19 protein-coding genes and 1 pseudogene are annotated in these 25,940 nt (G+C 56.3%); 11 read left to right on the forward strand and 9 right to left on the reverse strand.

The genetic code is table 11. From position 1 onward, the window contains the following. Positions 1-110 precede the first annotated feature (110 nt). From EH164_RS00975 to EH164_RS00985, 3 genes and pseudogenes are all read left to right on the forward strand, one after another. Positions 111-1,721 (forward strand): annotated as a pseudogene (locus EH164_RS00975) (EAL domain-containing protein); the annotation flags it as partial. A gap of 249 nt (positions 1,722-1,970) precedes the next feature. Beyond that, on the forward strand, positions 1,971-3,257 hold the full coding sequence (locus EH164_RS00980; protein ID WP_124967047.1) for a dicarboxylate/amino acid:cation symporter: 1,287 nt from the start codon (positions 1,971-1,973) through the stop codon (positions 3,255-3,257). Positions 3,258-3,473: 216 nt separating this feature from the next. Next, on the forward strand, positions 3,474-4,964 hold the full coding sequence (locus EH164_RS00985) for a pitrilysin family protein (protein ID WP_124967048.1): 1,491 nt from the start codon (positions 3,474-3,476) through the stop codon (positions 4,962-4,964). Positions 4,965-5,005: 41 nt separating this feature from the next. Here the strand turns inward: EH164_RS00985 and EH164_RS00990 are convergent, their stop codons facing one another. Further along, entirely contained in the window at positions 5,006-5,935 is a 930-nt protein-coding gene (locus tag EH164_RS00990; protein ID WP_124967049.1) for a sugar kinase, read from the reverse strand. A 273-nt stretch (positions 5,936-6,208) separates the two neighbouring features. On the opposite strand from EH164_RS00990, the gene pdeH reads away from it, so the two are divergent. Beyond that, positions 6,209-6,937, forward strand: a complete 729-nt coding sequence (gene pdeH / locus EH164_RS00995; RefSeq protein WP_370277300.1) for a cyclic-guanylate-specific phosphodiesterase — start codon at positions 6,209-6,211, stop codon at positions 6,935-6,937. A gap of 67 nt (positions 6,938-7,004) precedes the next feature. Continuing rightward, complete coding sequence (locus EH164_RS01000; protein WP_124967050.1) at positions 7,005-9,053, forward strand: AsmA family protein; 2,049 nt, start codon at positions 7,005-7,007, stop codon at positions 9,051-9,053. Between the two features lie 37 nt (positions 9,054-9,090). Here EH164_RS01000 and EH164_RS01005 read toward each other — a convergent pair whose 3' ends face one another. The 3 genes from EH164_RS01005 to EH164_RS01015 form a co-directional block, all read right to left on the reverse strand. Further along, positions 9,091-10,407 carry an MFS transporter gene (locus tag EH164_RS01005; protein ID WP_124967051.1) on the reverse strand — a complete coding sequence of 439 codons (1,317 nt, stop codon included), beginning with the start codon at positions 10,405-10,407 and terminating at the stop codon, positions 9,091-9,093. A gap of 270 nt (positions 10,408-10,677) precedes the next feature. Next, positions 10,678-11,721: an inner membrane protein YhjD gene (gene yhjD, locus EH164_RS01010; protein WP_124967052.1), complete on the reverse strand. Its 1,044-nt coding sequence runs from the start codon at positions 11,719-11,721 to the stop codon at positions 10,678-10,680. 49 nt (positions 11,722-11,770) lie between these two features. Next, positions 11,771-12,673 carry a LysR family transcriptional regulator gene (locus tag EH164_RS01015; RefSeq protein WP_124967053.1) on the reverse strand — a complete coding sequence of 301 codons (903 nt, stop codon included), beginning with the start codon at positions 12,671-12,673 and terminating at the stop codon, positions 11,771-11,773. 118 nt (positions 12,674-12,791) lie between these two features. Between EH164_RS01015 and EH164_RS01020 the strand changes: the two genes are divergently transcribed. Continuing rightward, positions 12,792-13,550: an SDR family NAD(P)-dependent oxidoreductase gene (locus EH164_RS01020; protein WP_124967054.1), complete on the forward strand. Its 759-nt coding sequence runs from the start codon at positions 12,792-12,794 to the stop codon at positions 13,548-13,550. Between the two features lie 42 nt (positions 13,551-13,592). On the opposite strand, the gene EH164_RS01025 is transcribed toward EH164_RS01020, so the two are convergent. Then, positions 13,593-13,991, reverse strand: a complete 399-nt coding sequence (locus tag EH164_RS01025; RefSeq protein WP_124967055.1) for a YdeI family stress tolerance OB fold protein — start codon at positions 13,989-13,991, stop codon at positions 13,593-13,595. 276 nt (positions 13,992-14,267) lie between these two features. Here EH164_RS01025 and EH164_RS01030 point away from each other — a divergent pair, with 276 nt between their 5' ends. Beyond that, complete coding sequence (locus EH164_RS01030) at positions 14,268-15,860, forward strand: STY4199 family HEPN domain-containing protein (RefSeq protein WP_124967056.1); 1,593 nt, start codon at positions 14,268-14,270, stop codon at positions 15,858-15,860. A gap of 189 nt (positions 15,861-16,049) precedes the next feature. On the opposite strand, the gene EH164_RS01035 is transcribed toward EH164_RS01030, so the two are convergent. From EH164_RS01035 to aguB, 3 genes are all read right to left on the reverse strand, one after another. Next, a complete protein-coding gene (locus EH164_RS01035) occupies positions 16,050-17,729 on the reverse strand; it encodes an alpha,alpha-trehalase (RefSeq protein WP_023482028.1) in 1,680 nt (559 codons plus the stop codon). 408 nt (positions 17,730-18,137) lie between these two features. Next, positions 18,138-19,220 (reverse strand): agmatine deiminase, encoded by a 1,083-nt coding sequence (gene aguA, locus EH164_RS01040; protein WP_124967057.1) that lies wholly within the window; start codon positions 19,218-19,220, stop codon positions 18,138-18,140. After that, on the reverse strand, positions 19,220-20,107 hold the full coding sequence (gene aguB / locus EH164_RS01045) for an N-carbamoylputrescine amidase (RefSeq protein ID WP_023481996.1): 888 nt from the start codon (positions 20,105-20,107) through the stop codon (positions 19,220-19,222). The genes aguA and aguB overlap by 1 nt, the downstream gene beginning before the upstream one ends. A gap of 131 nt (positions 20,108-20,238) precedes the next feature. Here aguB and EH164_RS01050 point away from each other — a divergent pair, with 131 nt between their 5' ends. From EH164_RS01050 to EH164_RS01065, 4 genes are all read left to right on the forward strand, one after another. Then, positions 20,239-21,132 (forward strand): LysR family transcriptional regulator, encoded by an 894-nt coding sequence (locus EH164_RS01050; RefSeq protein ID WP_124967058.1) that lies wholly within the window; start codon positions 20,239-20,241, stop codon positions 21,130-21,132. 157 nt (positions 21,133-21,289) lie between these two features. Further along, complete coding sequence (locus EH164_RS01055; protein WP_124967059.1) at positions 21,290-22,669, forward strand: AAA family ATPase; 1,380 nt, start codon at positions 21,290-21,292, stop codon at positions 22,667-22,669. Next, a complete protein-coding gene (locus EH164_RS01060; RefSeq protein WP_124967060.1) occupies positions 22,669-23,280 on the forward strand; it encodes an HNH endonuclease in 612 nt (203 codons plus the stop codon). The genes EH164_RS01055 and EH164_RS01060 overlap by 1 nt, the downstream gene beginning before the upstream one ends. Positions 23,281-23,348: 68 nt before the next feature. Next, complete coding sequence (locus tag EH164_RS01065) at positions 23,349-23,747, forward strand: putative T6SS immunity periplasmic lipoprotein (RefSeq protein WP_124967061.1); 399 nt, start codon at positions 23,349-23,351, stop codon at positions 23,745-23,747. Positions 23,748-23,756: 9 nt separating this feature from the next. On the opposite strand, the gene pqqF is transcribed toward EH164_RS01065, so the two are convergent. After that, entirely contained in the window at positions 23,757-25,940 is a 2,184-nt protein-coding gene (gene pqqF / locus EH164_RS01070) for a pyrroloquinoline quinone biosynthesis protein PqqF (protein ID WP_124967062.1), read from the reverse strand.

Genomic DNA, 25,940 nt, shown 5'->3' on the forward strand with positions numbered 1-25,940 from the left:
ATGAGAATCTGTGTAGCCCCTTATCTTAATCGCCCTGCGATAGAGTATACTCTGGCGGCAGAGTCATCCTGACCCATCCTCTGCGCCGATTGTTTCTCTGGAGAGTGATTTTGCGTGTTAGCCGTTCTTTAACCATCAAACAAATGGCCATGGTTGCTGTTGTCTCCATGTTCTTTGTGCTTATTTTTTGCGTTATTTTGCTGTTCCATTTTCTGCAGCAGAATCGCTATAACACGGCTACGCAATTGGAAAGCATCGCCCGCTCGGTGCGCGAACCCCTCTCGGCGGCAATTTTAAAGGCGGATATTCCTGAAGCCGAAGCGATCATCAAACAGATTAAACCCGCCGGGGTGGTAAGCCGCGCCGACGTGATGCTGCCCAACCAGTTCCAGGCGCTGCGCATGCGCTTTATTCCCGAGCGCCCGGTGCCGGTGACCATTACCCGCATGTTTGAGCTGCCGATCCAGATTTCACTGCCCATCTACTCGCTGGAGCGCCCGGTCAATCCGCAGCCGCTGGCCTACCTTGTGCTACAGGCAGACTCTTACCGCGTCTATAAGTTTGTGATCAGTACCCTGTCGACGTTAGTAACGGCTTACTTACTGCTGACGTTAATGCTGACGGTGGCGCTCACCTGGTGCATCAACCGGCTGGTGATGCACCCGCTGCGTAAAATCGCCCGCGAGCTGGATGAGATCCCGCCGCAGGCGCTCCCCGGCCACCAGCTGCCGCTGCCGCGCCATCATAAGGATGATGAAATCGGCCGCATTGTGCGCAGCTATAACCGCAACCAGCAGCAGCTACAGCATCAGCAGGAGGAGAGCCATGCGCAAACGGTGCGCTTCCCGGTCTCCGATCTGCCGAATAAAGCTGTCCTGCTGGCGCTGCTTGAGCAGGCCGTGACCGCTGATGCGCACGCGGCGCTACTGGTTATCTCCAGCGACACCCTGCGCGACACCGCCGGGGTGCTGCATGAAGAGCAGCGTGAAGTGCTGCTGCTGACGCTGGTGGAGAAGCTTAAATCAGTGCTGTCGCCGGGAATGATGCTGGCGCAGCTTAATATCAGTGATTTCGCCCTCTTCGCGCCCGCTGTTCAGCAGCCCTGGCAGGCGATGAAATTAAGTAAGCAAGTGCTCACTGTTATTAACGAGCGGGTACCGCTGAAGGGGATTCAGCTGCGCCCGCACGCCAATCTTGGGGTGGCGATGACGGGCAGAACGCACTCGGCGCAGGTGCTTATGCAGCAGGCCACTTCCGCGCTTGCCGCCGCCCAGCGAAATGGCAAAAACCAGATCCACTTCTTCGACGCGCAGCAGCGTGAAGCGGCTCATAACTGGCTGTCGCAGGAAGCTGACATTCTCTCTGCTCTTGAGCAGCAGCGTTTTGCGCTCTGGCTGCAACCGCTGCGCGCGCAGCCGGATAGCGAAGTGGTCAGCGCCCGTGCGCTGCTGCGTTTACGTAAGTCTGATGATAACGAAATCGCAGACGCAGAACTGTTCGCGCAGATCGAGGCCTGCGGGCTGACGGGAAAAGTATGTGACTGGATGCTGGAAGAGGCGTGTCACCTGCTGGCCGACTGGCAGTCGCGAGGCATTACGCTGCCGCTGGCGGTTGCGCTTCCTGCTGAGGCACTGTTGCAGCAGGCGAATGTTGCCGGTGTTGCTGAGCGGCTGCGCCACTACGATCTTCCACCTCAGAGTTTGCGTCTCGATATCTGCGAACGTCAGCTCTTTTCCGCTAAGGATGAGGTGGTATCGCCAGATGCCTTTGAGAAGCGCTATCTGGCCGCTGCGGGCGTTGATTAAAATAGTTACTTTGTTACGAGATTGTGCGAGTCAGCTCAAAGTTTTTAACATTCTTGTTTCAGAAACGCCGTAAGCACATTTCTGTCATTCAGGACGGGTGTTATTTTTAATCCGCAGGCTAACCGAAAACCCTATAAAGCCTGAGGTTAATCTCAAGGACACCTTATGAAAACCTCCCTGTTTAAAAGTCTCTACTTTCAGGTCCTGACAGCGATCGCTATCGGTATTTTGCTTGGCCATTACTACCCTGAACTCGGCGCACAGATGAAACCCCTTGGTGATGGCTTCGTGAAGCTCATCAAGATGATCATCGCGCCGGTTATCTTCTGTACCGTTGTTACCGGTATTGCCGGTATGGAGAGCATGAAAGCGGTCGGGCGTACCGGCGCGGTGGCACTGCTCTACTTTGAAATTGTCAGTACGCTGGCGCTGATCATCGGCCTGATTATCGTCAACGTTGTGCAACCCGGTGCGGGAATGAACGTCGATCCCTCCACCCTCGATGCGAAGGCGGTGGCGGTCTACGCCGAACAGGCGCAGTCGCAGGGGATTGTGGCGTTTATTATGGATGTCATCCCGGCGAGCGTGATTGGCGCTTTCGCCAGCGGTAACATTCTGCAAGTGCTGCTCTTCGCCGTGCTGTTTGGTTTTGCTCTGCATCGCCTGGGCCACAAAGGCCAGCTGATTTTTAACGTCATCGAAAGCTTCTCGCAGGTGATTTTCGGCATCATCAACATGATCATGCGCCTGGCGCCCATCGGTGCGTTCGGGGCGATGGCCTTTACCATCGGCAAATATGGCGTCGGGTCACTGGTGCAACTGGGCCAGCTGATCATCTGCTTCTACGCCACCTGTATTCTGTTTGTGGTGATTGTGCTTGGCTCCATCGCCCGCGTCACCGGCTTCAACATCTTCAAATTCATCCGCTATATCCGTGAAGAACTGCTGATTGTGCTGGGGACCTCCTCCTCGGAATCGGCGCTGCCGCGCATGCTGGAGAAGATGGAGCGCCTGGGCTGCCGCAAATCGGTGGTGGGTCTGGTGATCCCGACCGGCTACTCCTTTAACCTGGATGGCACCTCTATCTACCTGACGATGGCGGCGGTGTTTATCGCCCAGGCGACCAACAGCCATATGGATATTTTCCATCAGATCACTCTGCTGGTGGTGCTGCTGCTCTCCTCCAAAGGGGCGGCCGGGGTTACAGGTAGCGGCTTTATCGTGCTGGCGGCGACGCTCTCTGCGGTTGGCCACCTGCCGGTTGCGGGCCTGGCGCTGATTCTTGGCATTGACCGCTTTATGTCCGAAGCGCGTGCGCTGACCAACCTGGTCGGTAACGGCGTGGCGACCATTGTGGTGGCGAAATGGGTTAAAGAGCTGGATGAAAAACAGCTTAACGATACGCTTAATAATCGAACCAGCGCCGCAAAAACGTCAGAAATCTCTTCATAATTTCAAGACTTACGCCCGTAGTCCTTGTCTGACTACGGGCAGCTAAGCATAATTACCCTCTTGCTTCCGTCACAATTCACGCTGAATTTTCGGGATTCTTCACTTCGCGCTGTGACGTTTTGCGTTTCCTGCGGTCTAAAAGCGGAGTGTTTTATGTCTGTCCATTGACCTATGGGCGGCATACTTTTTAACCAGGAATGTTGATTAGGGGTTCTCATGCAGGGCACAAAAATTCGATTGTTAACAGGCGGGTTGCTGATGTTGGCAGCGGCCGGTTATGTGCAGGCAGAGGCGCTCCAGCCCGATCCGGCATGGCAACAAGGCAAGCTGGCGAATGGTTTCCAGTGGCAGGTTCTCTCCACTCCGCAGCGCCCCAGCGATCGTATTGAAATCCGACTCTCGATTGATACCGGCTCGCTCACCGAAAATGCGCAGCAGAGCGGTTTCAGTCACGTTATTCCCCGCGTTGCCTTAACCCATAGCGGCCGCCTCGAACCGGCGCAGGTGCGATCTCTCTGGCAACAGGGTATTGACCCGAAACGCCCGCTGCCGCCGGCGCTGGTCTCCTACGAATACACGCTCTATAACCTCAGCCTGCCGAATAACCGCAGCGATCTGCTGAAAGAGGCGATGGTCTACCTGGCCGATGCCGCCGGGAAACTCACCGTTACCCCAGAGACGGTAAACTACGCGCTGAGCAGCAATGATATGGTCGCGACCTGGCCTGCCGACACCAAAGAGAGCTGGTGGCGCTACCGCCTGAAAGGGTCGCCGCTATTGAGCCACGATCCGGCGGCCGAAGTGAAAGCGCCGGTTGATGCCGCGCAGCTAAAAGATTTCTACGAAAAATGGTACACGCCGGATGCGATGACGCTGATTGTGGTCGGCAACGTCGACAGCCGCGCAGTCGCCGAGCAGATCACCAAAACCTTTGGCGAGCTGAAAGGCAAACGCCAGACGCCGACCCCGGTCGCGACGCTTTCGCCACTGCCGCATCAGCCGGTGAGCCTGGTGAGCGAGGCGGTGACCCAGGATCGCCTGTCGATCATGTGGGAGTCGGCCTGGCAGCCGATCCGCGAATCGGCGGAGCTGGAGCGCTATTGGCGCGCAGATTTAGCCCGTGAAGCGCTCTTCTGGCACGTTCAGCAGAGCCTCAACAAGAACAATGCCAAAGATCTGAGCCTCGGCTTCGACTGCCGCGTGCTGTTCCAGCGTGCGCAGTGCGCTATTAACGTCGATTCGCCAAACGACAAGCTGAACGCCAATACCGGCGTGATTGCGCGTGAACTGGCGAAAGTGCGGGAAAAAGGGTTGCCGGAAGAGGAGCTGAAGGCGCTGATTGCGCAGAAGTCCCTCGAACTGCAAAAGCTGTTTGCCACTTATGCGCGCGCCGATACCGATATTCTTATCAGCCAGCGGATGCGCTCCCTGCAAAACCAGGTGGTGGATATCGCGCCGGAGCAGTACCAGAAACTGCGCCAGCGTTTTCTCGACAACCTGACGCCGCAGATGCTGAACCAGGATCTGCATCAGCAGCTGTCGCAGGAGATGACGCTGGTATTGATGCAGCCGAAAGGCGAGCCGGAGCATAACATGCAGGATCTGCAGGCAACGTGGGACGAGGTGATGAAACCGCAGACCACCACACCTGCCGCCGCCAGCGAGGATGTGCGCCCGGATGTGTCGGATATCCCGCCGCAGCAGTAAGTAAAAAAAAGCCCTCGTTGTTTAGCGAGGGCTTTTTACTATTACTCCGGCATTGCCTCGCGCGGGATAATCGCGCCGCGATACTGGATAACGGTGCTGGCGGTAAGATGTCCGCGTTTCGCCGCTTCAGAAGCGTCGCCGCCGGTCAGGCGCACGGCAAGGTAACCGGCGCTGAAAGAGTCGCCCGCTGCCGTGGTATCGATCACTTTCTCTTTCGGCAGCTTCACCGCCGGGATCTCAATCACCGCTTCGTCGGCAATTGCTACCAGGCAGGAGTCCGCGCCGCGCTTGATTACCACTTCGCTGACGCCCGCTTGCTGGGTGCGCTCAATTACCGTTTCCACCGGCTGCTCGCCCCAGAGCAGATCTTCATCATCCAGCGTCAGGAAGGCGATATCGGTGCAGGCGAGCATCTGCTGATAGACCTCGCGGGTCTCCTCTTTGCTCGCCCACAGGCGCGGGCGGTAGTTGTTATCGAAAATCACTTTGCCGCCGTTGGCGCGGCACTCTTTCAGCAGTGACAGGAGCTTCGCCCGGCTGCCGGGGCTTAAAATCGCCAGGCTAATGCCGCTCAGGTAGAGGTAGTCGAAGGTCGCCAGTTTTTCGCAAATTTCCGCCGACTGCTCGCTCTCCAGCCAGAATTTCGCCGCCGCTTCGTTACGCCAGTAGTAGAAGGTGCGCTCGCCGCTGCTGTCGGTTTCGATGTAGTAGAGACCCGGCAGACGGTTCTCCATACGCTGCGTCAGGCTGGTATCAACCGCTTCCTGCTGCCAGGCGTCGAGCATCTGCTGGCTGAAGTTGTCGGTACCGAGCGCGGTAACGTAGTGCACCGCCAGCGCCGACGGATTGACCTGACGGGCGATATAAACAGAGGTGTTCAGCGTGTCGCCACCAAAGCCACGGTTAACTTCTGCGCCTTTTTGTGACAGCTCAATCATGCATTCGCCGATGACGGCAATTTTCCTGGACATAGTCGTAACCTGAATCAGATAAATTATCGCTAGTGTGCGATGGGGCTGTTTTGTGGTCAACTATATTAAAACAACGTTCCACTATTTTTTTGAGCTAAGACGTATTACCTGCAATTAGCACGCTACGCTTTTTCCCTTTTGCCGGGCAACCCGAGGTAAAGTTCTCAGCGCACCCGCCGATAACCTTTTGACGAGTTCTTCCAGGTCATCCCCATCGACAGGACAGCAGAAATGACGTTACAGCAGGTCAACACGCCGCCAGACATTCCCCACATGAATGTCGAAAGCTTGCACGAGCACCGCTACTGGCTGCAGTGCGAGCGCGCGTATACTTACCAGCCCATCTATAAAACCGATGGTCGTCTGATGGCGATTGAAGTACTGACCGTTGTAACCCACCCCTCGCAGCCGGAAAAACGTATCGCGCCCGATCGCTACTTCTCAGAAGTGCCGGTGCGCCAGCGTATTGATGTAGTGCATGAACAGCTTGCGCTACTGGCGAAACAGCGAGATTTCTTTGCGCAGCACGGCGTGCTGGCGTCGGTAAATGTCGATGGCCCAACGCTGCTGGCGATGCGGCAGTATGGTGACATCATGGCGCTGGTCGATTCGCTGCCGTGGATCCGCTTCGAACTGGTGGAGCATATCCGCTTACCGCAGGACTCGTCGTTTGCTTCCATCTGTGAAATTGGCCCGCTGTGGCTGGATGATTTTGGTACCGGCATGGCCAACTTCTCCGCGCTGAGCGAAGTGCGTTATGACTACATCAAAGTCGCGCGCGAGCTCTTTATGATGCTGCGCAAAACGCCGGAAGGGCAGAATCTTTTCACCCTGCTGCTGCAACTGATGAACCACTACTGCCAGGGCGTGATTGTCGAAGGCGTCGAAACGCTGGAGGAGTGGCGCGATGTGCAAAACTCACCCGCCTTTGCCGCGCAGGGCTATTTCCTCTCGCGTCCGGTTCCGCTGGCCAATCTTGAGAACGTAATACTCGATCTTTAACCGCTGCCCTTTCCGCCAGGTCTACTATCTTTATGAGAGGTAAGGCTTTAAAGGAAAAGGCATAACAATGACAAGAACGAGCAAAATACTGACTGCGGTGGTGTCGACGCTGCTGTTGGTGATTGTGGTGGCCATCGTCATCATTGCGACATTTGACTGGAACCGGCTTAAACCCACCATCAATGAAAAAGTCTCCACTGAGCTGAATCGCCCCTTTGCGATCCGCGGGGATCTCGGCGTTAACTGGGCGCGGCAAAAAGAGGAAGCGGGCTGGCGCAGTTGGATCCCGTGGCCGCATATTCACGCCGAAGATATTATTCTCGGCAACCCGCCGGGGATCGATGAGATCACCATGGTGCATCTGCCACGCGTAGACGCGACAATTTCGCCGTTAGCGCTGTTTACCAAAACCGTTTACCTGCCGTGGATCAAGCTGCAACAGCCCGATGCGCGGCTGATTCGCCGCTCGGAAAAGCTCAACAACTGGACCTTTACTCTCGCGGCGGATGAGAACGCCAACGCCAAACCCTCCTCCTGGTCATTCCGTCTCGATAACATCCTGTTTGATAAAGGGCGAATCGTCATTGATGACGCAGTGAGCCGCGCCGATATGACCATTCAGGTCGATCCGCTGGGCAAACCGCTGCCGTTCAGCGAAGTGACCGGTAAAAAGGATGACAATAACAAAGCGGGCGATTATGTCTTTGGCCTGAAGGCGAAAGGGCGCTACAACGACCAGCCGCTGAGCGGCGAGGGTAAAATTGGCGGCATGCTGTCGCTGCGCAGCGAAACGACGCCGTTCCCGGTGCAGGCGGATTTCCGCTCCGGTAACACCCGCGTGGCGTTTGTCGGCACGGTGAAAGATCCGATGAATATGGGCGGCGTCGATCTGAAGCTGAAGTTTGGCGGTGATTCGCTGGGCGATCTCTATGAACTGACCGGCGTGCTGCTGCCCGATACGCCGCCGTTTGAGACGGATGGTCGTCTGGTGGCGAAACTCAACGATAAGAAGGGCGCGGTCTACGACTATCGCAACTTCAACGGCCATATCGGCGAGAGTGATATTCACGGCACGCTGACCTATACCAATGGCAAACCGCGTCCGAAACTGGAGGGCGATGTCGAGTCGCGCCAGTTGCGTCTGGCGGATCTCGGGCCGCTGATTGGCGTCGATTCTGGTAAAGGGGCCGAGCAGTCGAAAAAATCGGAGCAGAAAAAGGGCGAGAAACCGGTGCAACCTGCCGACAAAGTGCTGCCTTACGACCGTTTTGAAACGGATAAGTGGAACGTGATGGATGCCGACGTGCGCTTTAAAGGCCGCCGCATTGAGCACGGCTCCTCGCTGCCGATTAGCGATCTTACTACCCATATCCTGCTGAAAAACGCCGACCTGCGCCTGCAACCGCTGAAGTTTGGCCTCGCGGGCGGCATTATCTCCTCGAACATTCATCTCGAAGGAGATAAAAAACCGATGCACGGCAGCGCTACCATTCAGGCGCGTAAACTGAAGCTAAAACAGCTGATGCCCGATGTTGAACTGATGCAGAAAACCCTCGGTGAGATGAATGGCGATGCGGAATTCCGCGGCGTCGGCAACTCGGTAGCGGCCCTGCTCGGCACCAGCAACGGTAACCTGAAACTGCTGATGAACGACGGGCTGATAAGCCGCAACCTGATGGAGATTGTCGGCCTCAACGTCGGCAACTATGTGGTCGGCCAGCTGTTTGGCGATGATGAAGTGCGCGTCAACTGCGCGGCGGCTAACCTCGATCTGGTTAACGGCGTTGCCCGACCGCAGATCTTCGCCTTCGATACGGAAAACGCGCTGATTAACATTACCGGCACCGCCAGCATGGCTTCGGAACAGCTCGACCTGACCATCAACCCGGAGAGCAAAGGGGTGCGCATCGTGACGCTGCGTTCACCGCTCTATGTGCGCGGCAGCTTTAAAAACCCGCAGGCCGGTGTGAAACCGGGCCCGCTGATTGCCCGTGGCGCAGTAGCGGCGGCGCTGGCAACGCTGGTGACGCCAGCCGCCGCGCTGCTGGCGCTTATCTCCCCGTCGGAAGGCGAAGAGAACCAGTGCCAGGCGATTTTGTCACAGATGAAACGCTAAAGGGAAAACCCCTCTCTGGCGACAGAGAGGGGAATCATCAGAGGGATTGATGCCTGGTTTCGTGGGTCAGCAGCAGGGCGATAAGGGTTAACCCTGCCATTGCCGCCAGGTAGAAGCCGACATACATCAGGCCGTAGTTCGCCTGCAACCAGGTGGCGATATAAGGCGCTACCGAAGCACCCAGAATCGACGAGACGTTATAGGAGAACGAGGCACCGGTATAGCGCACTTCCGTCGGGAACAGCTCCGGCAGTAGCGCGCCCATCGGACCAAAGGTCAAACCCATCAGGCTCAGGCCAATCAGCAGATAAGTCATCACCAGCGCCGGGCTACCGGAACCCAGCAGCGGCGGGAAGACGAACAGCGCGAAGAGAATGATAAGCGTAGTGATGACAATCATGCTCTTACGACGCCCATACGCATCCGCCAGCAGACCGGCAATCGGCACCATCACGCCAAAACCAATTACCGCCATCATCAGCATCCACAACACTTCATTGCGCGGCATGCCTAAGCCCTGCGGCGAGGTGCTGAAGGTCATCGAATAAACGGTCATGATATAGAACAGCGTATAGGTCGCCAGCATGATAAAGGTGCCCAGCACCGTCACGCGCACATGTTTTGTCAGCAGCGTGCCAAGCGGGATCTTCACCTGCTTCTTGGCGGCGGCCACTTTGGCGAAGACCGGGGTTTCATGCAGCGAGACGCGAACATAGAGACCAATCAGCACCAGCACGGCGGAGAAGATAAACGGCACGCGCCAGCCCCACTGCATAAACTGCTCATCGGTCAGCAGCCACGAGAGCAGCAGGAAAGTGCCGTTGGCAAAGAAGAAGCCGATAGGCGCGCCCAGCTGTGGGAAGGAGCCATACAGCGCGCGTTTACGCGGCGGCGCGTTCTCGGTCGCCAGCAGCGCTGCGCCGCCCCACTCGCCGCCCAGACCTAAGCCCTGACCAAAACGGGCCAGCGCCAGCAGCAGCGGTGCCAGCACGCCAATGGTTTCATAACCCGGCAGCAGGCCGATGGCGACAGTAGAAATACCCATGGTCAGCAGCGAAGCGACGAGGGTGACTTTGCGCCCGACGCGATCGCCGAAGTGGCCGAAAACGGCGGAGCCGATAGGACGGGCGATAAAGGCGATGGCGAAAGTTGCCAGTGATTGCAGCGTGGCTGCGGTGGTGTCGCCCTGGGGAAAGAAGATATGCGGGAAAACGATAACCGCGGCGGTGGCGTAAATATAGAAATCGAAGAACTCAATGGCGGTGCCAATCAGCGAGGCGACGACGACTTTTTTGCGCGAGTTTACCGGGGGATTTTCCTGCTCGTTGTCAAAGGTTGTAGCTGTAGCTTGCATAATGTTTTCTTATTTTTAGGCGAACGAACGAGCATATTAGCCACAGCAAAAGCGTTATTTCAATCTGTAACAAATCCGGCGGGCGGGCAAAAAAGCGGCAAAAAGCGAATAATTTTCAGACCTGTGATTTCACATCTATGAAATGCTTCACACATTTTAGAAGTTAGTGGATAAAACTGGTTTTCGGTTAAATAAAAGTTACGGACTGGATTTTCATGCTGGAATTATGGATCGGGCTGATATTTTCATTCTATCTATCAGCCCGATAGCTTATTTAGCGGTGCGACGACGGCGACCTTCCGGCATTAATGGGTCATCTTTATACTGCGCGGTGGCAATCCACGCCGCGCAGAAAAGCGTCAGGCGGGCGAAGAAGTAGAAGAAGGCCATCAGACCCAGCACTGAGCCAAATGCCGCGCCGGAGGGGGATTTCACCAGCGACGGCAGGGTCCAGGTCATAACGATCTTGATTACTTCAAAGCCAATGGCGGCGATAAACGTACCGCGGATCAGCGCGCGCTTACGCGGACGATGGCGCGGCAGTCGCCAGAAGATCCAGAAGAAGAGCAGGTAGTTGGCGAGCACCGAAATCATCAGGCCAATCAGCCCCCACGCCGGCTTCAGCCAGTCGATGTAATCAAGGTGCAGCGTAGTGATGATCAGCTCCTGCGCTGCCCCGGCCACCGAGGTGATGGAGAGGGTGATGACCAGCGCCACCAGCAGGCCAATCAGCGAGATAAAGTCGCGGAAGTACTTTACCCAAATCTTCTCTTCATCCTGCGCGTTACGCTCCCAGACATCGCGCGACTGGGCGCGAATCGCTTCCCGCAGGTTGCCCATCCAGTTCACGCCGGAGTAGAGCGCGATAGCAAAGCCGACAATCCCGACGGTCGTGCGCTGCTCCACGGCGATATTGAGCGTATTTTTCAGCGTCGAGGCCATGGTCGGGTCGCTGACGCTTTGCAGGATCTTATTAAAGATGTCCTGCAACAGCGTCGGATGCGAGGCGAGGATAAACCCGGCGGTAGCAAACGAGACCATCATGATGGGGATCATCGACAGAAAGGAGAAGTAGGTGATCGCTGCACCAAACTGGTTGCCCATCCGGTCGTTAAAGCGCTCTGCGGCGCGAATAAGGTGCGCCACCAACGGTTTACGCTGGATCTTCTTTGCCGTATCGGTCACGGCGGCAATCGCACCGCCATCTTTATCAGAGGTCTCTTTTTCCGGCTTTTCCGGGGTTTCTGCCATCTTCCTGACAGGCTCATACTCAAGGTCTTGCGTGGGACGTTTTTCGACATCTTCCGTTTTCATCAGGTTTTATTTCCTTCTCCTGAATGTGTGGTATGCAGAATTATAGTCGCTACTGGTCGACATAATCCTTCAGCACGGTTGAGAGCCACTCCATAAACAGATGTACGCGTCGCGAAAGGTTGCGCCGGTGCGGGTAGATCAGCGAAACCGGCATCGGTTCGGCGCGATATTGCGGCAAGATCTCCACCAGCTTTCCGTTACGTAACGCCTCGCGCACGCCGACGCGCGGCACCTGAATAATGCCCAGCCCCGCCACGCAGGCGGCGTGATAGGTTTCGGTGCTGTTAACGGTGAGAATACCGCCGGTTTTCACCCAGCGCGTCTGCTTATCCAGCCACACTTCAAAGCCCTGCGGGCGCGCACCGAGGTTGACGGCGTAATGCACCAGCGCGTGGGAGGCGAGATCCTCCAGCGACTCCGGGTAGCCAAAACGCGCCAGGTAATCGGGGCTGGCGCAGTTGATCATCGATAGCCTGCCAAGCTGGCGGGCTATCAGGCCGGAATCCTTCAGCGTGCCGACGCGCACCACGCAATCAAATCCTTCGCGGATCACATCCACCAGCCGATCGCTGCTGCTTAGCTCCAGCTCAATGCCGGGATAGTGCTGCAAAAAATCGGGCAGCCGCGGAATCACTAAATTTTTCGCCACCGCGACCGGCATATCCACCCGCAAACGCCCGCTGATACTTGAGGGATCGTGCAGGAACATCCCGTCCAGCTCCTCAATATTCGCCAACAGATCTTTCGCCCGCTCGTAATAGACCATGCCATCCTGCGTCAGCTGCACGCGGCGCGTGGTGCGGTGCAACAACTGCGTGCCAAGCTCCGTTTCCAGCGCCTGAATCTGGCGCGACACGCTTCCTTTCGGTAACCCCATCGACTCCGCCGCGTTAGAGAAGCTTGAAAGCTCCGCGACGCGGACAAAAAGCTGCATTGCGTAAATTTTATCCATCACTGTGCACTATTGTTGTTATTTATGAAACAGTAAAGCGTAATTTAGCACCTTTATTGTTTTCCGTGCAGCCAATAAGCTTTTTGTTGTGCAGGTTATCAACAAAGAGGAGCTATATATGACACAACCTATCGCAATCGTAACGGGTGGCAGCCGCGGGCTGGGTAAAAACGCGGTATTGAAGCTGGCGGCAAACGGAATTGGCATCATCCTGACTTACAACACCAACCAGGCTGAAGCGCAAAAAGTTGTGGAAGAGATTGAGCTAAAAGGCGGTAAGGCGACAGCATTAGCGTTGAATGTCGGCGATATCAGCCAATTTGATGATTTTGTCTCTCAGGTGCAGGAGCGGCTGCAAACTGTATGGCAGCGCGATAACATTGACTATTTAGTGAACAATGCCGGAACCGGCATTCAGGCCGCTTTTGCCGAGACGCGTGAAGCGCAGTTTGACGAGATGGTCAACATCCACTTTAAAGGCCCCTTTTTCCTGACGCAGAAACTGCTACCGCTGATCAAAAACGGCGGGCGCATTCTGAATGTCTCTACCGGGCTAACGCGCTTTTGCCAGCCGGGACGCGCCAGCTATGCGGCGGTGAAAGGGGCAATGGAGGTGCTGACCCGCTACCAGGCAAAAGAGCTGGGCGAGCGCGGTATTGCGGTAAATATCATCGCGCCGGGGGCGATTGCGACCGATTTTAGCGGCGGCGTGGTGCGGGACAACGAGCAGGTTCATCACTATATTGCCTCGCAGACGGCGCTCGGGCGGGTGGGGCAGCCGGATGACATTGGCGATGCGATTGCTGCCCTGCTCAGCGATAAGCTGGCGTGGATGACGGCGCAGCGGGTGGAAGTTTCAGGCGGGATGTTCCTGTAATGCGCATAACGCCCGGCAGCGTAAAGGCTACCGGGCGGCCACTTACTCCACCTGGAAGTGCGTGACTTTAACGCGCGCGGGCTTCTGTTTTTTATCCAGCGAGCCGCTGATCCCTACTAAATCATCCGGAGAGAAGGATTTACCTTCAAACACCGCCATCGGGATTTGCACCTGGATATGGTCCGTTTTATCGCGGAACTGATAGAGATCGTTCCCCTCTTTCTTCAACAGATTGCCGCGCATCGAAACTGAAGCACCGTCATGCAGGCTCTTCGCCTGTTTAACGGTCATGCTGCGCGCATCTTCAATGCCCCGGTAACCGTCATCCATTTTATGTGGCGGCGGCGGGGCTTTATCCGCTTTCAGGCCGGGTGCCTCATCTGCAAATGCTGACATCGAAAAGAGAGCTGCTAAGCAGGCGGAAAGCACGATTTTTTTCATAACTTCTCCTGATTGTTACCAGTACACGACTTTAAGCCTGGCAGAGAGCGGGCAACTGTACAGGCGATTTATCTGTTTTCCTGGTCTTATAAAAAAAGCGGCCGCGGGTAAAAAATAAATATCGTGAATATTTGGGGCTGTTTTTATTATTCTGAAACAGGTATCACTGATAATCAGCCGCCGCTGAGCTATCTTTTAGCGACTAATAATTAAAGAAAAAATTACCCGCTGACCGGTTCAGCGCAATATGTCTTAAGTTGTACTTAAGGGAAAATAATGACAACTCCTGCCCCTGTTAATACAGGTGAACAGTTTGAAAAATGCATCGCTATTATTCGCCAGGCTTCTGTCGAAATTTTGCTGCTGCTCAATGTGCATTTTGATGAAGGAAAAGATCCGCGCTGGTTTCTGGAACAGCTTGATGTTGCGCGCCTCAGTTTGGGTGGCTGGGGGGCGGTGGCGAAAAGACTCAAACTTAACGATGCGGAGTTAACGCAATTCACGTTGCAGCTTCGTCACCTGCAACAACTGGTGCCGCGCTATGAAAACGGCCAGAGCGTCACGGAAAACCAGCTTATTGCCGCGCTGCGCTTTATCGCCGCGCTGGAGAACCTGCGTAAAAAACAGAAGCTGCTGACCTACAGCACCGCGCTCGGCCCGAACGATCCGCTTTCGCAACAGAGCGGGCTGCAACACCTGCGCGCGATGGAGATGATGATGAAAGGGCTGGTGATGCAGGCGTGGCCCGATGCGGAGCGTCTGCGCAATCACCTGAAAACCCAGTTTGGTGCCGATCGCGTGCGCCGCTGGCTGCGCCTCGGCGACCGCAATGATGTGTTAAGCGGCATGCTTTTTAGCGAGCTGGCGCTGCTGCTAGTGGATAAAAAAGAGTACGGTCAGCGCTACGCCAGCCTGTTTAACGATGCGTCCGGTCTGAGCCTGTTTGTCGAACCGCGTAAAACCCTGCAAACCCTGTTAGATGATGTGCGCGAAATCCGCGCCAGCGTCATCGCCGGCAATGCGCTGAGTTCTAACCAGTTAGCGATGCTCGAGGGCTACTATCCGCAGATCGCCGGGCCAGTACAGCGTGCCTTTGATGAGGGACGCGGCAAAATTAACCCCGCGGCGTTACTGAAAGAGGCGGCAGGTGAGCTGGATGCCTACTGGGAGCAGGCGCGCAAAAAGGATCGCGCTGCGGGCGGCGATACACAGCCGATTCGCGACAGTATTGATAAACCGGCGACCCGCCAGGTGCGCAGCCGCGAAGAGCGCGAACAGATGGTTTCTGGCGTGCTGTGGGGCGCAGTGGGCGTCGTGGCTTTGGTGATTGCGATTGGCGCTTTCTGGCTCTTTATGGGCGGCGTCTCCGCGCCGGTGGCGCGTCAGACTAATATTACGGTGCCCATTGCTGAGGAGCGTCAGAAACCGTCGGCGAAAGAGGAGCTCAGCTCAATGGGGCTACCGCGGGATGAGAACAACTTCCGCTCGGCTATCGACCGCAACGATACCCGCGTGGTGTCGCTCTTCCTGCGTACCGGCATGAACTGGAAACTCTCCTGGACCGAACATGCGGTGATTTCGGACTATAACGATGTCCTCGATCTGCTGCTGCGCTACCGCTTGCAGATGGATGAGAAGCGCCCGTGCCGACGTTTTATTACCACCCTGACTCATGAGATGGTGGCGAATAATAAGCCGCTCACCTCCATCACCAAAAATTACCTGCAGGCGTTTTGCACCACCAAACCGGTGGTCGATCGCCAGCGTTATGAGATGGAGCAGGCGCAGTTGCGTTATGACGCCAGTCCGAGCGATGAGAACCGTAAATGGGCAGAGACACACACCGCCATTTATAACGCCATTGATTGAGTAAAGGCTGGAAGGTTTGTGTAACCCCGTAGGCCGCCATCAGGCAGGGTTTGCCGATGGCGCTGGCGCTTATCCGGCCTACAGGTTAGCAGAGAGCGGTTTTGTAGGCCTGATAAGGCGTGAGCCGCCATCAGGCATGGTTTGCCGGATGGCGCTGGCGCTTATCCGGCCTACGGAGTGTGCAGCGTATCACTCTTGCGGTTTTTCTTCCGGCTCGTCCACTTTTGGCTCGCCGTAAAGACCAATCAACCGGCGTACTACGCCGTTGGTCCAGCCGAAACCATCCTGCAACGGATACTCACCGCCGCCACCTTCGCGCGGCGTGCTGCTGGCGATGTGGTACTTCTCAATCAGCTTATGGTGCTGCTGATAGAAAACATTTACCGTCTTCAGCCAGCTGCGGGCAATCTGGTCGCCCAGCTCATCGTTGCCGTAGAGCTTAAAGCCCTGAATCGCCATCCACTGCAACGGTGCCCAGCCGTTGGGTTTATCCCACTGCTCGGCGGTTTCATACTCCGTTGTCAGAATGCCGCCCGGCGTCAACAGACGGTTGGTAACCGCCTCCGCCAGCCGTTCAGCCTGCTCGTGCGTTGCCATGCCGACATAGAGCGGCACAATGCTCGCAGCCGAGAAGAGCGCCATCTCTTCACGACGCCAGTCGTAGTCGCGGAAGCAGCCGCTTTCGTCATCCCACAGATAGCGGTTGATGGCCGCACGGCGGTCGCTCGCTTTCTGGCGGAACAGCGCTTCACGCTCGCGGTCGCCTTTCAGCCCGGAGATGTTGGCAATGGCGCTCTCGAGCTTGAACATAAAGGCGTTCAGATCGATCGGGATGAACTGCGTGGTGCGGATGCTCGCCAGGCGGTGCGCATCGCGCAGCCAGCGGGAGGAGTAGTCCCAGCCGGAGGCCGCGCCAGCGCGCAGATCGCGATACACCTCGTTCGGCGGACGGCCGGAGTGACGCGCAGTTTCGACGTCTTCAATCCACGATTCATCACGCGGCGTATCGCGGTCATCCCAGTAACGGTTAAGCAGCGAGCCGTCCGGCATACGCACCACGTGGCGGTAAGCCTGGTTCAGCACCAGCGACTCCGCGCCATCCATCCAGAAGTCATACTCCATCAGCAGATGGTCAAGGTAGCGCCGCGCGCCGCGCACACCATCCTCCTCAAACAGTTCGACCATCAGCGCAAACACCGGCGGCTGGGAACGGCTTAAGTAGTAGGTGCGGTTGCCGTTAGGGATATGTCCGTAACGCTCAATCATCCACGCGAAGTTATCGGCCATACAGCGCAGCAGGTCGTCGCGCCCGCTCTCTGCCAGCCCCAGCATGGTGAAGTAGGAGTCCCAGTAGTAGGTCTCACGGAAACGCCCGCCTGGCACAATGTAGGATTGCGGCAGCGCCAGCAGTGAAGACCACGGAATATGGTCTCGCGGCTCACGGGTGAGGATCGGCCACAGCTGGTCGATATGCTCTTTCAGCGAGTTCTCCGGGTTGGAGACATACTCTTTGGCGTAGTTTTCCGGCATCCAGAAGTGCGCCTTCACGAACTGGCGTAAGTTGAATTCCGGTTTACGTTTAATTTTGCGATAGCGAATCAGGATATCGAGCGGATCCATCTTCGGCGCACAGTCAGGGAAAGTCTTGCTGTCGGCGAAGATGCGGGAGGACTGCACGTGCTCAAACAGTTCCAGATAACGATCGGCAGGCGTGAGCGCATCAGATGCGGGCATCCCCTCAATCATCTCCGGTTCCGGTTCCGCCTCGATCATTTCATCCAGTTTTAACTCGCACGGATCGGTGTCGTAGGTTTCGTCTTCGAATACCCATTCCATTAATTCTGCGCTTTGTAGTTTCTGGTTGAACATAGTGACGTTGGCCTCCGGATGTCGTCGTAAAAAACTACGGGTGTTGCCCGGCTATCTATAAAGCTTAGACATTCGCTTCGATCTCTGGTGATCAAAGTGTGCGGATGATCACGTTTTAAAATCGGCCTTACAGCAGCTAAAAATCCACAACTGGCTGATAAAGCACGAATAAGTCACTTATTCCTGTGCTTTAAGTAGCGGTAAATTTCGGAGCATTCGTTTTGCAACGATTTATGAATAAACCCGGTATTACGCAGTTGACCACCGCAGAACAGGGTCGTTCATTTTATCGCTGGGGAAAGAAATCAGAATACGCTCTTATTACGTTAGAGCAATGTCGGCATACCCGCCATACGGCGCGAGAGAAAGAGTGAAAACTCCCGGCGACAGAGGCCGCCGGGAAGGGGATTAGCGGGGGATTTGCTGCGTGATGCAGTGGATGTTACCGCCGCCAAGCAGGATCTCGCGAGCCGGCACGCCGGTGATAATGAAATCCGGAAACATCTCAGTAAACAGTGCCTGCGCCGCGCCATCGGTCGCCGGGTCCAGCAGCGGGAAAATGATCTGCTGGTTGCTGACCAGATAGTTGACGTAGGAACCCGCCAGGCGGTTGCCTTCGTGACGCTCAATCGCCGTGCCTTTCTCGACGTCGCACGTCTCTTCCGCGCTGGCGTAAAGCGGCTGCGGAGAGGGCACTTTCCACACTTTCAGGCGACGACCCTGCGCATCTTCCACGCTTTGCAGCACTTCAAGCGCTGCCATGGAGCGGGCGTACTGCGGATCGTTTTCATCATCGGTCCAGTGCAGGGCAACTTCGCCCGGGCGCACAAAGCAACACATGTTATCGATATGACCGTCGGTCTCATCGTTAAACACGCCGTCCGGCAGCCAGATGATCTGCGCTACGCCAAGGTAGTCACGCAACTGCTGTTCGATCTGCGCTTTGCTCAGGTTTGGGTTGCGGTTGGCGTTAAGCAGACACTCCGCGGTGGTCAGCAGGGTCCCTTCGCCATCAACGTGAATCGAGCCGCCTTCCAGCACCAGGTCCGTGTGGTAGCACGGCATCTGGTGGTAGTTTGCTACCTGTTCTGCCACTAACTGATCGCGATCCCAGCTGGCGTAGAGACCGCCGTTAAGGCCGCCCCATGCGTTAAATGTCCAGCTAATACCGCGTTTTTCGCCCGCAGCATTGGTCACGACCGTCGGGCCGGTATCGCGCATCCAGGCATCGTCGCTCTCCATCTCCACCAGCGTGACGTCGGCGGGCATCGCTGCCTGCGCTTTCGCCATTTCCGCTGCCGGCACGCCCATAATGACCGGCGTGGTACGGGAGATCGCTTTTGCCACCGCAGAGAAAGCCTGCTGCGCGGGCGCGGCGTCGGCACGCCAGTTATCCGTGCGGTAGGGCCAAATCATCCACACGGCCTGATGTGGCGCCCACTCGGCGGGCATGCTAAATCCGTCTTTTACCGGCATGGTCAGCTGTGACATTACTTGCTCCTTACGCTGCCATCGGAGGTTGCCAGCGCGGTGTACATGTTCGGACGACGGTCGCGGAACAGGCCCCAGGAGGCGCGCTGTGCGGCAATAGCATCGAGATCGAATGTGTGAACCAGCACGGCTTCGCTGGTTTTGTTTGCCTGCTCAACCAGCGCACCGGTCTGATCGGCAATGAAAGAGGAGCCGTAGAAGGTCATTTCCAGGCCTTCAATATATTTGCTGGCTTCGGTACCGATACGGTTAGAGGCGATCACCGGCACAACGTTCGCGGCAGCGTGGCCCTGCTGGACGCGGGTCCAGTGCGGCTGGCTGTCGATATCCGGGTAAGCCGGTTCTGAACCGATAGCGGTCGGGTAGAAAATCAGTTCCGCGCCCTGCAGAGCCAGGCAGCGAGCGGTTTCCGGGAACCACTGATCCCAGCAGATGCCGACGCCGATTTTCGCATAGCGGGTGTTCCACACTTTGAAGCCGGTATCACCCGGGATGAAGAACTGTTTTTCCTGGTACGCCGGGCCGTTCGGGATGTGCGTTTTACGGTAGGTGTCGAGCACGCTGCCGTCGGCATCAATCATTACCAGCGAGTTGTAGTAGGCATTGTTGCTCTTCTCGAACAGGCTCAGCGGCAGCACCACTTCCAGCTCTTTTGCCAGGGCAGAGAAATGTTTGATAAGCGGGCTGTTGTCCACTTCCTGCGCCAGCGCATAGTGCTCCGGGCTCTGATCGATGCAGAAGTAAGGCGCGGCGAACAGCTCCTGAATCAGGATCACCTGCGCGCCCTGGCGGTGAGCTTCACGTACCAGACGCTCGGCGTTCTGTACGTTTTTCTCCAGATCCCAGGTGCAGGCCATTTGGGTGGCGGCGACAGTTACATTTCTCATAAACATCTCCCGTAGGTCTCGGTTCGGTTAGTGCAAAATTTCAGCACTTATTGTGGCGCAAACTATAGCAACGATCTGCGTTATGAATAAAATGTATTGTTATCATGAAAACATGAACAGGATGCATAATTGTGGTCGATCTGAATTTGCTGCGCCTTATCCCGATTCTGGCGAAAGAGAGAAACGTCACCCGCGCGGCGCAGAAGGCGAATTTATCCCAGTCGGCCTTTAGCCACGCGCTCAACCGCCTGCGTGAACAGCTTAAGGATGAGATGTTTATTCGCACCCATAGCGGCATGGAGCCGACGCCCTATGCGGCGCGGATGATCCCGGTGATTGAGAGCGCGCTGAGCAAGCTCGATACCGCCACGCGCGGGCCAAGCCACTTCGATCCGGCGCGTGATGCGCACACCTTCTATATCGGTGCGGTCGACTACTTCGAATTTATGTTTATGCCGGTGCTCACCGCGCGCTTTAAAACTATCGCGCCGAATGTGCGGCTCTCGGTGGATATCCTTTCGGAGACGATCAAGGTCGAACGTGTGGAGAACGGGCAGCTGGATGCATTTATCGGCGTCGAAAATGTGCAGCACATTCCGCACTATTTTAATAAGCACCAGCTTATCTCCGATCACTTTGTCGCCATCGCCTCGCTTGAGCGCAGCGATCTGCCGGAACAGCTGACGATGCGCCATCTGGTCAGCGAGGCGCAAATTCACCTGCCTGCCGTCAGCTCCGGCGCAGACCATATCGACAACTGGCTCTTATCGCAGCACCTCTACCGCCCGCTGGCAACGGTAGTGCAAAGCTACGCCGTCGGCGGCCGTGTGGCCGTGGCATCGGGGTATTTAATGTGCGTCCCGTTTCGTATCGCCCAGGAGCTGGCAAAGATGTTGCCGCTGCGCATCATGACGCTGCCGGAAGGCGCGCCGTCGTACGATTTACTGCTGCTCTCGCACCGCCTCTATGACTACCAACCCGCCGTGCAGTGGCTGATCGACGAATTAAAAACGGTGCGGATATAGCGGGCGTTTTAAGGTTTCTACAATCAGAAACACGCTGATCTATAAGTAAAAGAGTGCGAGCGGGAGAGGATCTAAATTCACAAGGAGCGTTATCATTGCTTTCGGGTGAATTTTCCCCAACTATACCGCATCGCCCTGAGAGCCGGAGTTCACGATTGTGAAGATAGCTAAAATTACCCTTAACAACTTCCGCTGTTTTGAAAATATGGAAGTTAAATTTCATCCTCGTTTGACGATTCTTATCGCGCGTAACGGGGCAGGGAAATCAACGTTATTAGACGCAATTGCACTAGGGTTAGGTCCTTTTCTGACGCGTTTGCCTGGGGTGAGTGGCCTCAGTTTCAAGAAAACAGATTTTCGCATCAAGCCTGATGGTAAGCAGCCTGCTTACATGCGTATTAAATGCGAAAGTTTCTCTGGCGTGGTGTGGGACAGAACAGAAAAGCGCGATAAATCCAAAAAAACGCTCAATGCCATTCCGCCCGCCGTCGGTTTAAAAGCCCTCAACGAACATGTTGATACGTTTATCAATGCGCACAATGAGGGCGAACACTATACGTTGCCGGTTTTCATCTATTACGGCACCGGACGTGGTGTTTTTGATGTTCCCATGCGCAAGCGTGACTTTAAAAGCACATTTACCCGGTTCGAAGCGCTCGATGGCGCGCTTGAAAGCAGAACCAACTTCCGCCGTTTTGTGCAATATTTTTACGGCCTCGAAGAGAGAGAAAGCCGTCTGCAAAGAGAGCAGCGCTCCTTTGATATCGAACTGCCGGAATTGTCAGCAATAAGGCTTGCGATCAAACGTCTAATGCCGCAGTTCAGTAATATCCGTTCTGTTGAACCTGCGGGGATCATGGTTGACTGGGAAAAGCAGTATGTTGCGCATGATTCCGATGCCGATAGCCAAATTAAACTCACGCCATTACCTGAAAGCGGCAAGATAAAAAAATCGGAAATACATCAATTAAAGATCGAACAGCTTAGTGATGGATACCGCACCACCCTTGCGATGGTGATGGATATTGCCGGCAGGCTGGCAGAGGCAAATCCATTTTCATCAGACCCGCTGGCCTGTGAAGGGATCATCCTGATTGATGAGGTTGATCTGCACCTTCATCCTGAATGGCAGCGTGAGTTTATGCCGCGGCTGGTGGATGTTTTCCCCAACCTTCAGTTCATTGTCTCCACGCACTCGCCGTTTATTCTGCAATCCGTCAAAGAGGGCGAGTTGATCGACCTCGACCAGTTCAACGTGAACCACACTCCCGACCTCGGCAAAGAGATGAGCGTTGAAGATATCGCGCAGGAGTGGATGGGCATGGACAATGTGCAGCGTAGCGCACTGTTTAACAGGCAAGTTGAGGCAGCGAGACGTTATTACGCCCTATTAAATAGCGGTAAGTCTGAGGGCGATCCTCAAGTCGCAGCGTTATCAGAGGAATTAGATCGGCTGGAGACCTATTTTGGGGATAACCCGGTCTATGTGGCTTTATTACGGGCTGAACGCAGAAAAAGAGTGAAGGAGGCGAAATAATGAGGCCTGTTAAACGCCCGGCATATACCGGCCCGGCGGTGACACATTATCAAGCTTATTTGCAGCCATTGATTGAGGCTTTCGGCACTTACTGCTCATATTGTGAACGGCTGGATAAATTCGATGTGGAGCATGTGGCGCCAAAATCACTTAACCCTGCGCTGGCAACCACGTGGAGCAATATGCTGCTGGGTTGCCCGCGCTGTAACCGTGATTTCAAAAGAAGCAATAATAACAGCCGGTTGAATTATGTCTGGCCTGACACGCATAACACCTACAAGTTACTGAAATACTGGCCTGATGGTCGCGTACAGCCCGCTTCAGGTCTTGATGAAGATATACATAAATATGTAGTGAATACCATCAACCTCGTGTGCCTGGATGATTCCGCGCAACCACAAAATCATTTAAACCTTGCCCGCCGGGCGGCCTTTAATGTTGCAGAGATATTTCTTGCCCATTACGAAAACAAAACCATGTCTATTGATGATGTGCTGACGGGAGCGACGCAGGGACACTGGTCAGTGTGGTTCACTGTATTTCAGGCACACCCGCAGGTGCTCGCGGCGCTGGAAGCGTTGCATCCGAATACCGCTATTCATCGCCCCTAATTGCGGTAAGTTCTTCGCATCTGGATAACAAAATGAAAAATTATCTCAAATGCAGCCTGGTTGCTCTTATGCCTCTACTTAGCGGCTGCCCGATGGGCGACCGTGTCGATCAGCGCTATAAGCCCGCAGAAACCGCCCCGGTGATGGTAAAAAACGCTCAGGTCTGTTTCACCATTAAAGACGCTGAAGATTATCAGCCCGCCTTTATTTCAATCGCGCCGCGCACCACCCCTTATAAAGAGCGTTGGTATCAACAAGCGCCGCGGTTAGCGGTAAAAGAGGGCGAAATGTGTATTCCACCCAGCCTCTATAAATTCCCTGACAGCGGGCAATTCCTTGCGACGTTTGTGCTCTCCTCGAAAGCCAAAGCGCAGACCACGGCGTTTAATACGCGTCGCTTTAACGTTGCCTTCGCGATTGACGCAGGCCATGCGAAACCTATCGCCGTTAACGACAGCGAGTTTTGACGCGTTTCATTAAACGGTCGCTGCTTTCCCGCTCGTGCCGCGCCAGGCATTCGGCATCTGCTGCGCGAGCCACTCGGCTTGCGGGCCGGGTGCTGCGCTGGCCTGCTGCACAAAGAACCCTTGCGCCTCTTCGCGTAGCGAGTCCGGTGAGTGAGTCGGCGACTGCATCACCACCAGCACACCCTGTCGATCCGCGCAGTAGTACCACTGGCACTGAGCCACATACCCGAGGCTGCGCTCGACACGCATCTGGTGGAAGAAGAGCGGCTGATAGCGCTGGATAAGCGCCTGCAGCTCTTCAATATCCTCTTCAACCGGCAGGAACAGCAGCAGCGCGTTGTCCTCCTCATGCGTATCCAGCATGAAGTGTTTCCCGGTCGCGATAAGCGGCGGCGCATCGGTTTCGGTCTCAACAGGAAAGAGAAAGGCGCTTAACAGGTGGGAGAGCGCCTGATGCAGCGCCTCGTCGCCGCCCGTCAGATGGGCTTGCCAGACCTGTTGAGTTGGCTGTGCGACAGAAGTTATCAGCTCGCGCGGCAGCTGCGCCAGCAAGCGGCGCACGGCGCTGCCCTGCATCTCGCGGGCGGTCTCCTGCGCCAGCGCAAGGCGCGCCTGCTCCCCGGCGTTAGCATCCTCGCGGTGTAAAATCTGGTTAATTTCCGCCAGCAGGGACTGCATCAGCAGCGCCTCTCCGCAGAGGTGAAGCTGCCAGATCCCCTGTTCACGCTGCACGGTCAACACCCCACCCTGGCGAGCCGCCCATGCACTGAGTGGGCGCAGGCGCGAGGCCAGCCAACAGCCGGTTTCATCGCTAAATGCCGTGGCGGGCTGTGGTCGCAGCCGCAGTGAAGCGTCGCCCTCTGCCGGTTGCCACGCCAGCGGCGCAGTGGCTGAAGGGAGCGCAGGCGCATGCAGCGGCGCAGGTGTCGGGAAGGGGGTAAAAGAGACCGGCTCATCAGTTGCCGCTTGCGGGACGAAAGGAGCCAGCGTCAGGGTAAAGCCCTGGCTCTCAACGGTTTCTCCGCTCACCTCAGGCGAGGCCCATAACCGGCTGACGTGCGCCGGAGTAAGGGCTGCCAGCAAGGCAGGCCAGCCGTCGGGATCGGGCGGCAGCAGGCCAATGGCGCGCGCGCGCAGCGCTTCAAGCGGCGCGAGCTGCATAAAAGCGTGCTGCGTAAAGCGGCAGAGCGCCTGACACTGCGCCTCGCTCAGGGCGCTGACGGCATCAAGCCAGCGGAAGAAGAGGAACTCAACCTGCGCGGCGCTGACGCTCTCATCGCGCAGCGTAAAGGTGAGCCGCAGCCAGAGGGTTTCGCTATTCAGACAATCGGCCTGCAGGTTGATGGCCGTTACCAGGTTGCGCTGGCGCCAGGTCTCCATCAGCCCGCCCGCGGTTTCGTCCAGCAGCAGGGTTTCCAGCAGACGCAGCGCGCCGCTGACGGCGGCGGGAGGGGTAAAGCTCAGCACCAGCATGGTTTCGCGCGGCTGATGCAGCGCGCAATCTCCCCGTTCGAGGATAAGCGGCATTACCGCATCGGACTCTCTGGCGGAGGGGGGCGGCGCGGCGCTACAGCGCGCCAGCGCTTCAAGATTCTCCAGCGTCTGCGGCCCCTGTAAAAAGAGGCGCAGATTCCCGGCGTGGTAGTGCTGCTGATGAAAAGCCTGCAAGGCCTGCTGAAGCGGGGCGGCTTCGTCGCCAAAACTTGCGTGATTGCCGATGCGAAAACGCGCCAGTTGACCATCGCCATCCAGCATTTTTAGCAGAGCGGCTTCACGGCGTTTTTCAGCATCGTGCTGCAACAGGCGATACTCTGCGTCGATCACCGAAGCTTCTGCGAGGATCTCGCTCTCATTAAGCTGCGGCGTCACCAGCATATCGGTGAGACGTAACAGCCCCGGCTCCAGCAGATCGGCAGGCACTTCAAAAAAGTAGGCTGTCTGCGCCAGGCGGGTTGAGGCATTAAGCCGCCCGCCCTGCGACGGTACCCAGCTGATTAGGCGCTGCGCCTGCGGAAAACCGAGGCTGCCGCGAAACAGCATATGCTCCAGCAGATGCGCCAGCCCCGGCCAGGCCTGCGGCTCTTGCAGGCTGCCGGCGTCGACGCACCACAGCGCTGCCGCCTGGCGCGCGTCGGGTTGATGCACCAGTGTGACGTGCAAACCATTGTCGAGGTGGAGCTGTCGGGTCTGCAT

It is taken from the genome of Kosakonia sp. CCTCC M2018092 (genome assembly GCF_003864115.1).
GTDB classification, from domain to species: Bacteria; Pseudomonadota; Gammaproteobacteria; order Enterobacterales; family Enterobacteriaceae; genus Kosakonia; species Kosakonia cowanii.

Excerpts from the sequence above, each read along its gene's own strand:
- aguA (WP_124967057.1), bottom strand. The coding sequence starts at position 19,220 with ATGTCACAGCTGACCATGCCGGTAAAAGACGGATTTAGCATGCCCGCC.
- EH164_RS00985 (WP_124967048.1), top strand. The coding sequence starts at position 3,474 with ATGCAGGGCACAAAAATTCGATTGTTAACAGGCGGGTTGCTGATGTTG.
- EH164_RS01030 (WP_124967056.1), top strand. The coding sequence starts at position 14,268 with ATGACAACTCCTGCCCCTGTTAATACAGGTGAACAGTTTGAAAAATGC.
- EH164_RS01020 (WP_124967054.1), top strand. The coding sequence starts at position 12,792 with ATGACACAACCTATCGCAATCGTAACGGGTGGCAGCCGCGGGCTGGGT.
- EH164_RS01065 (WP_124967061.1), top strand. The coding sequence starts at position 23,349 with ATGCCTCTACTTAGCGGCTGCCCGATGGGCGACCGTGTCGATCAGCGC.
- EH164_RS01000 (WP_124967050.1), top strand. The coding sequence starts at position 7,005 with ATGACAAGAACGAGCAAAATACTGACTGCGGTGGTGTCGACGCTGCTG.
- EH164_RS01035 (WP_023482028.1), bottom strand. The coding sequence starts at position 17,729 with ATGTTCAACCAGAAACTACAAAGCGCAGAATTAATGGAATGGGTATTC.
- EH164_RS01025 (WP_124967055.1), bottom strand. The coding sequence starts at position 13,991 with ATGAAAAAAATCGTGCTTTCCGCCTGCTTAGCAGCTCTCTTTTCGATG.
- EH164_RS01015 (WP_124967053.1), bottom strand. The coding sequence starts at position 12,673 with ATGGATAAAATTTACGCAATGCAGCTTTTTGTCCGCGTCGCGGAGCTT.
- EH164_RS00990 (WP_124967049.1), bottom strand. The coding sequence starts at position 5,935 with ATGTCCAGGAAAATTGCCGTCATCGGCGAATGCATGATTGAGCTGTCA.
- EH164_RS01005 (WP_124967051.1), bottom strand. The coding sequence starts at position 10,407 with ATGCAAGCTACAGCTACAACCTTTGACAACGAGCAGGAAAATCCCCCG.
- yhjD (WP_124967052.1), bottom strand. The coding sequence starts at position 11,721 with ATGAAAACGGAAGATGTCGAAAAACGTCCCACGCAAGACCTTGAGTAT.
- pqqF (WP_124967062.1), bottom strand. The coding sequence starts at position 25,940 with ATGCAGACCCGACAGCTCCACCTCGACAATGGTTTGCACGTCACACTG.
- EH164_RS00980 (WP_124967047.1), top strand. The coding sequence starts at position 1,971 with ATGAAAACCTCCCTGTTTAAAAGTCTCTACTTTCAGGTCCTGACAGCG.
- EH164_RS01060 (WP_124967060.1), top strand. The coding sequence starts at position 22,669 with ATGAGGCCTGTTAAACGCCCGGCATATACCGGCCCGGCGGTGACACAT.
- pdeH (WP_370277300.1), top strand. The coding sequence starts at position 6,209 with ATGAATGTCGAAAGCTTGCACGAGCACCGCTACTGGCTGCAGTGCGAG.
- aguB (WP_023481996.1), bottom strand. The coding sequence starts at position 20,107 with ATGAGAAATGTAACTGTCGCCGCCACCCAAATGGCCTGCACCTGGGAT.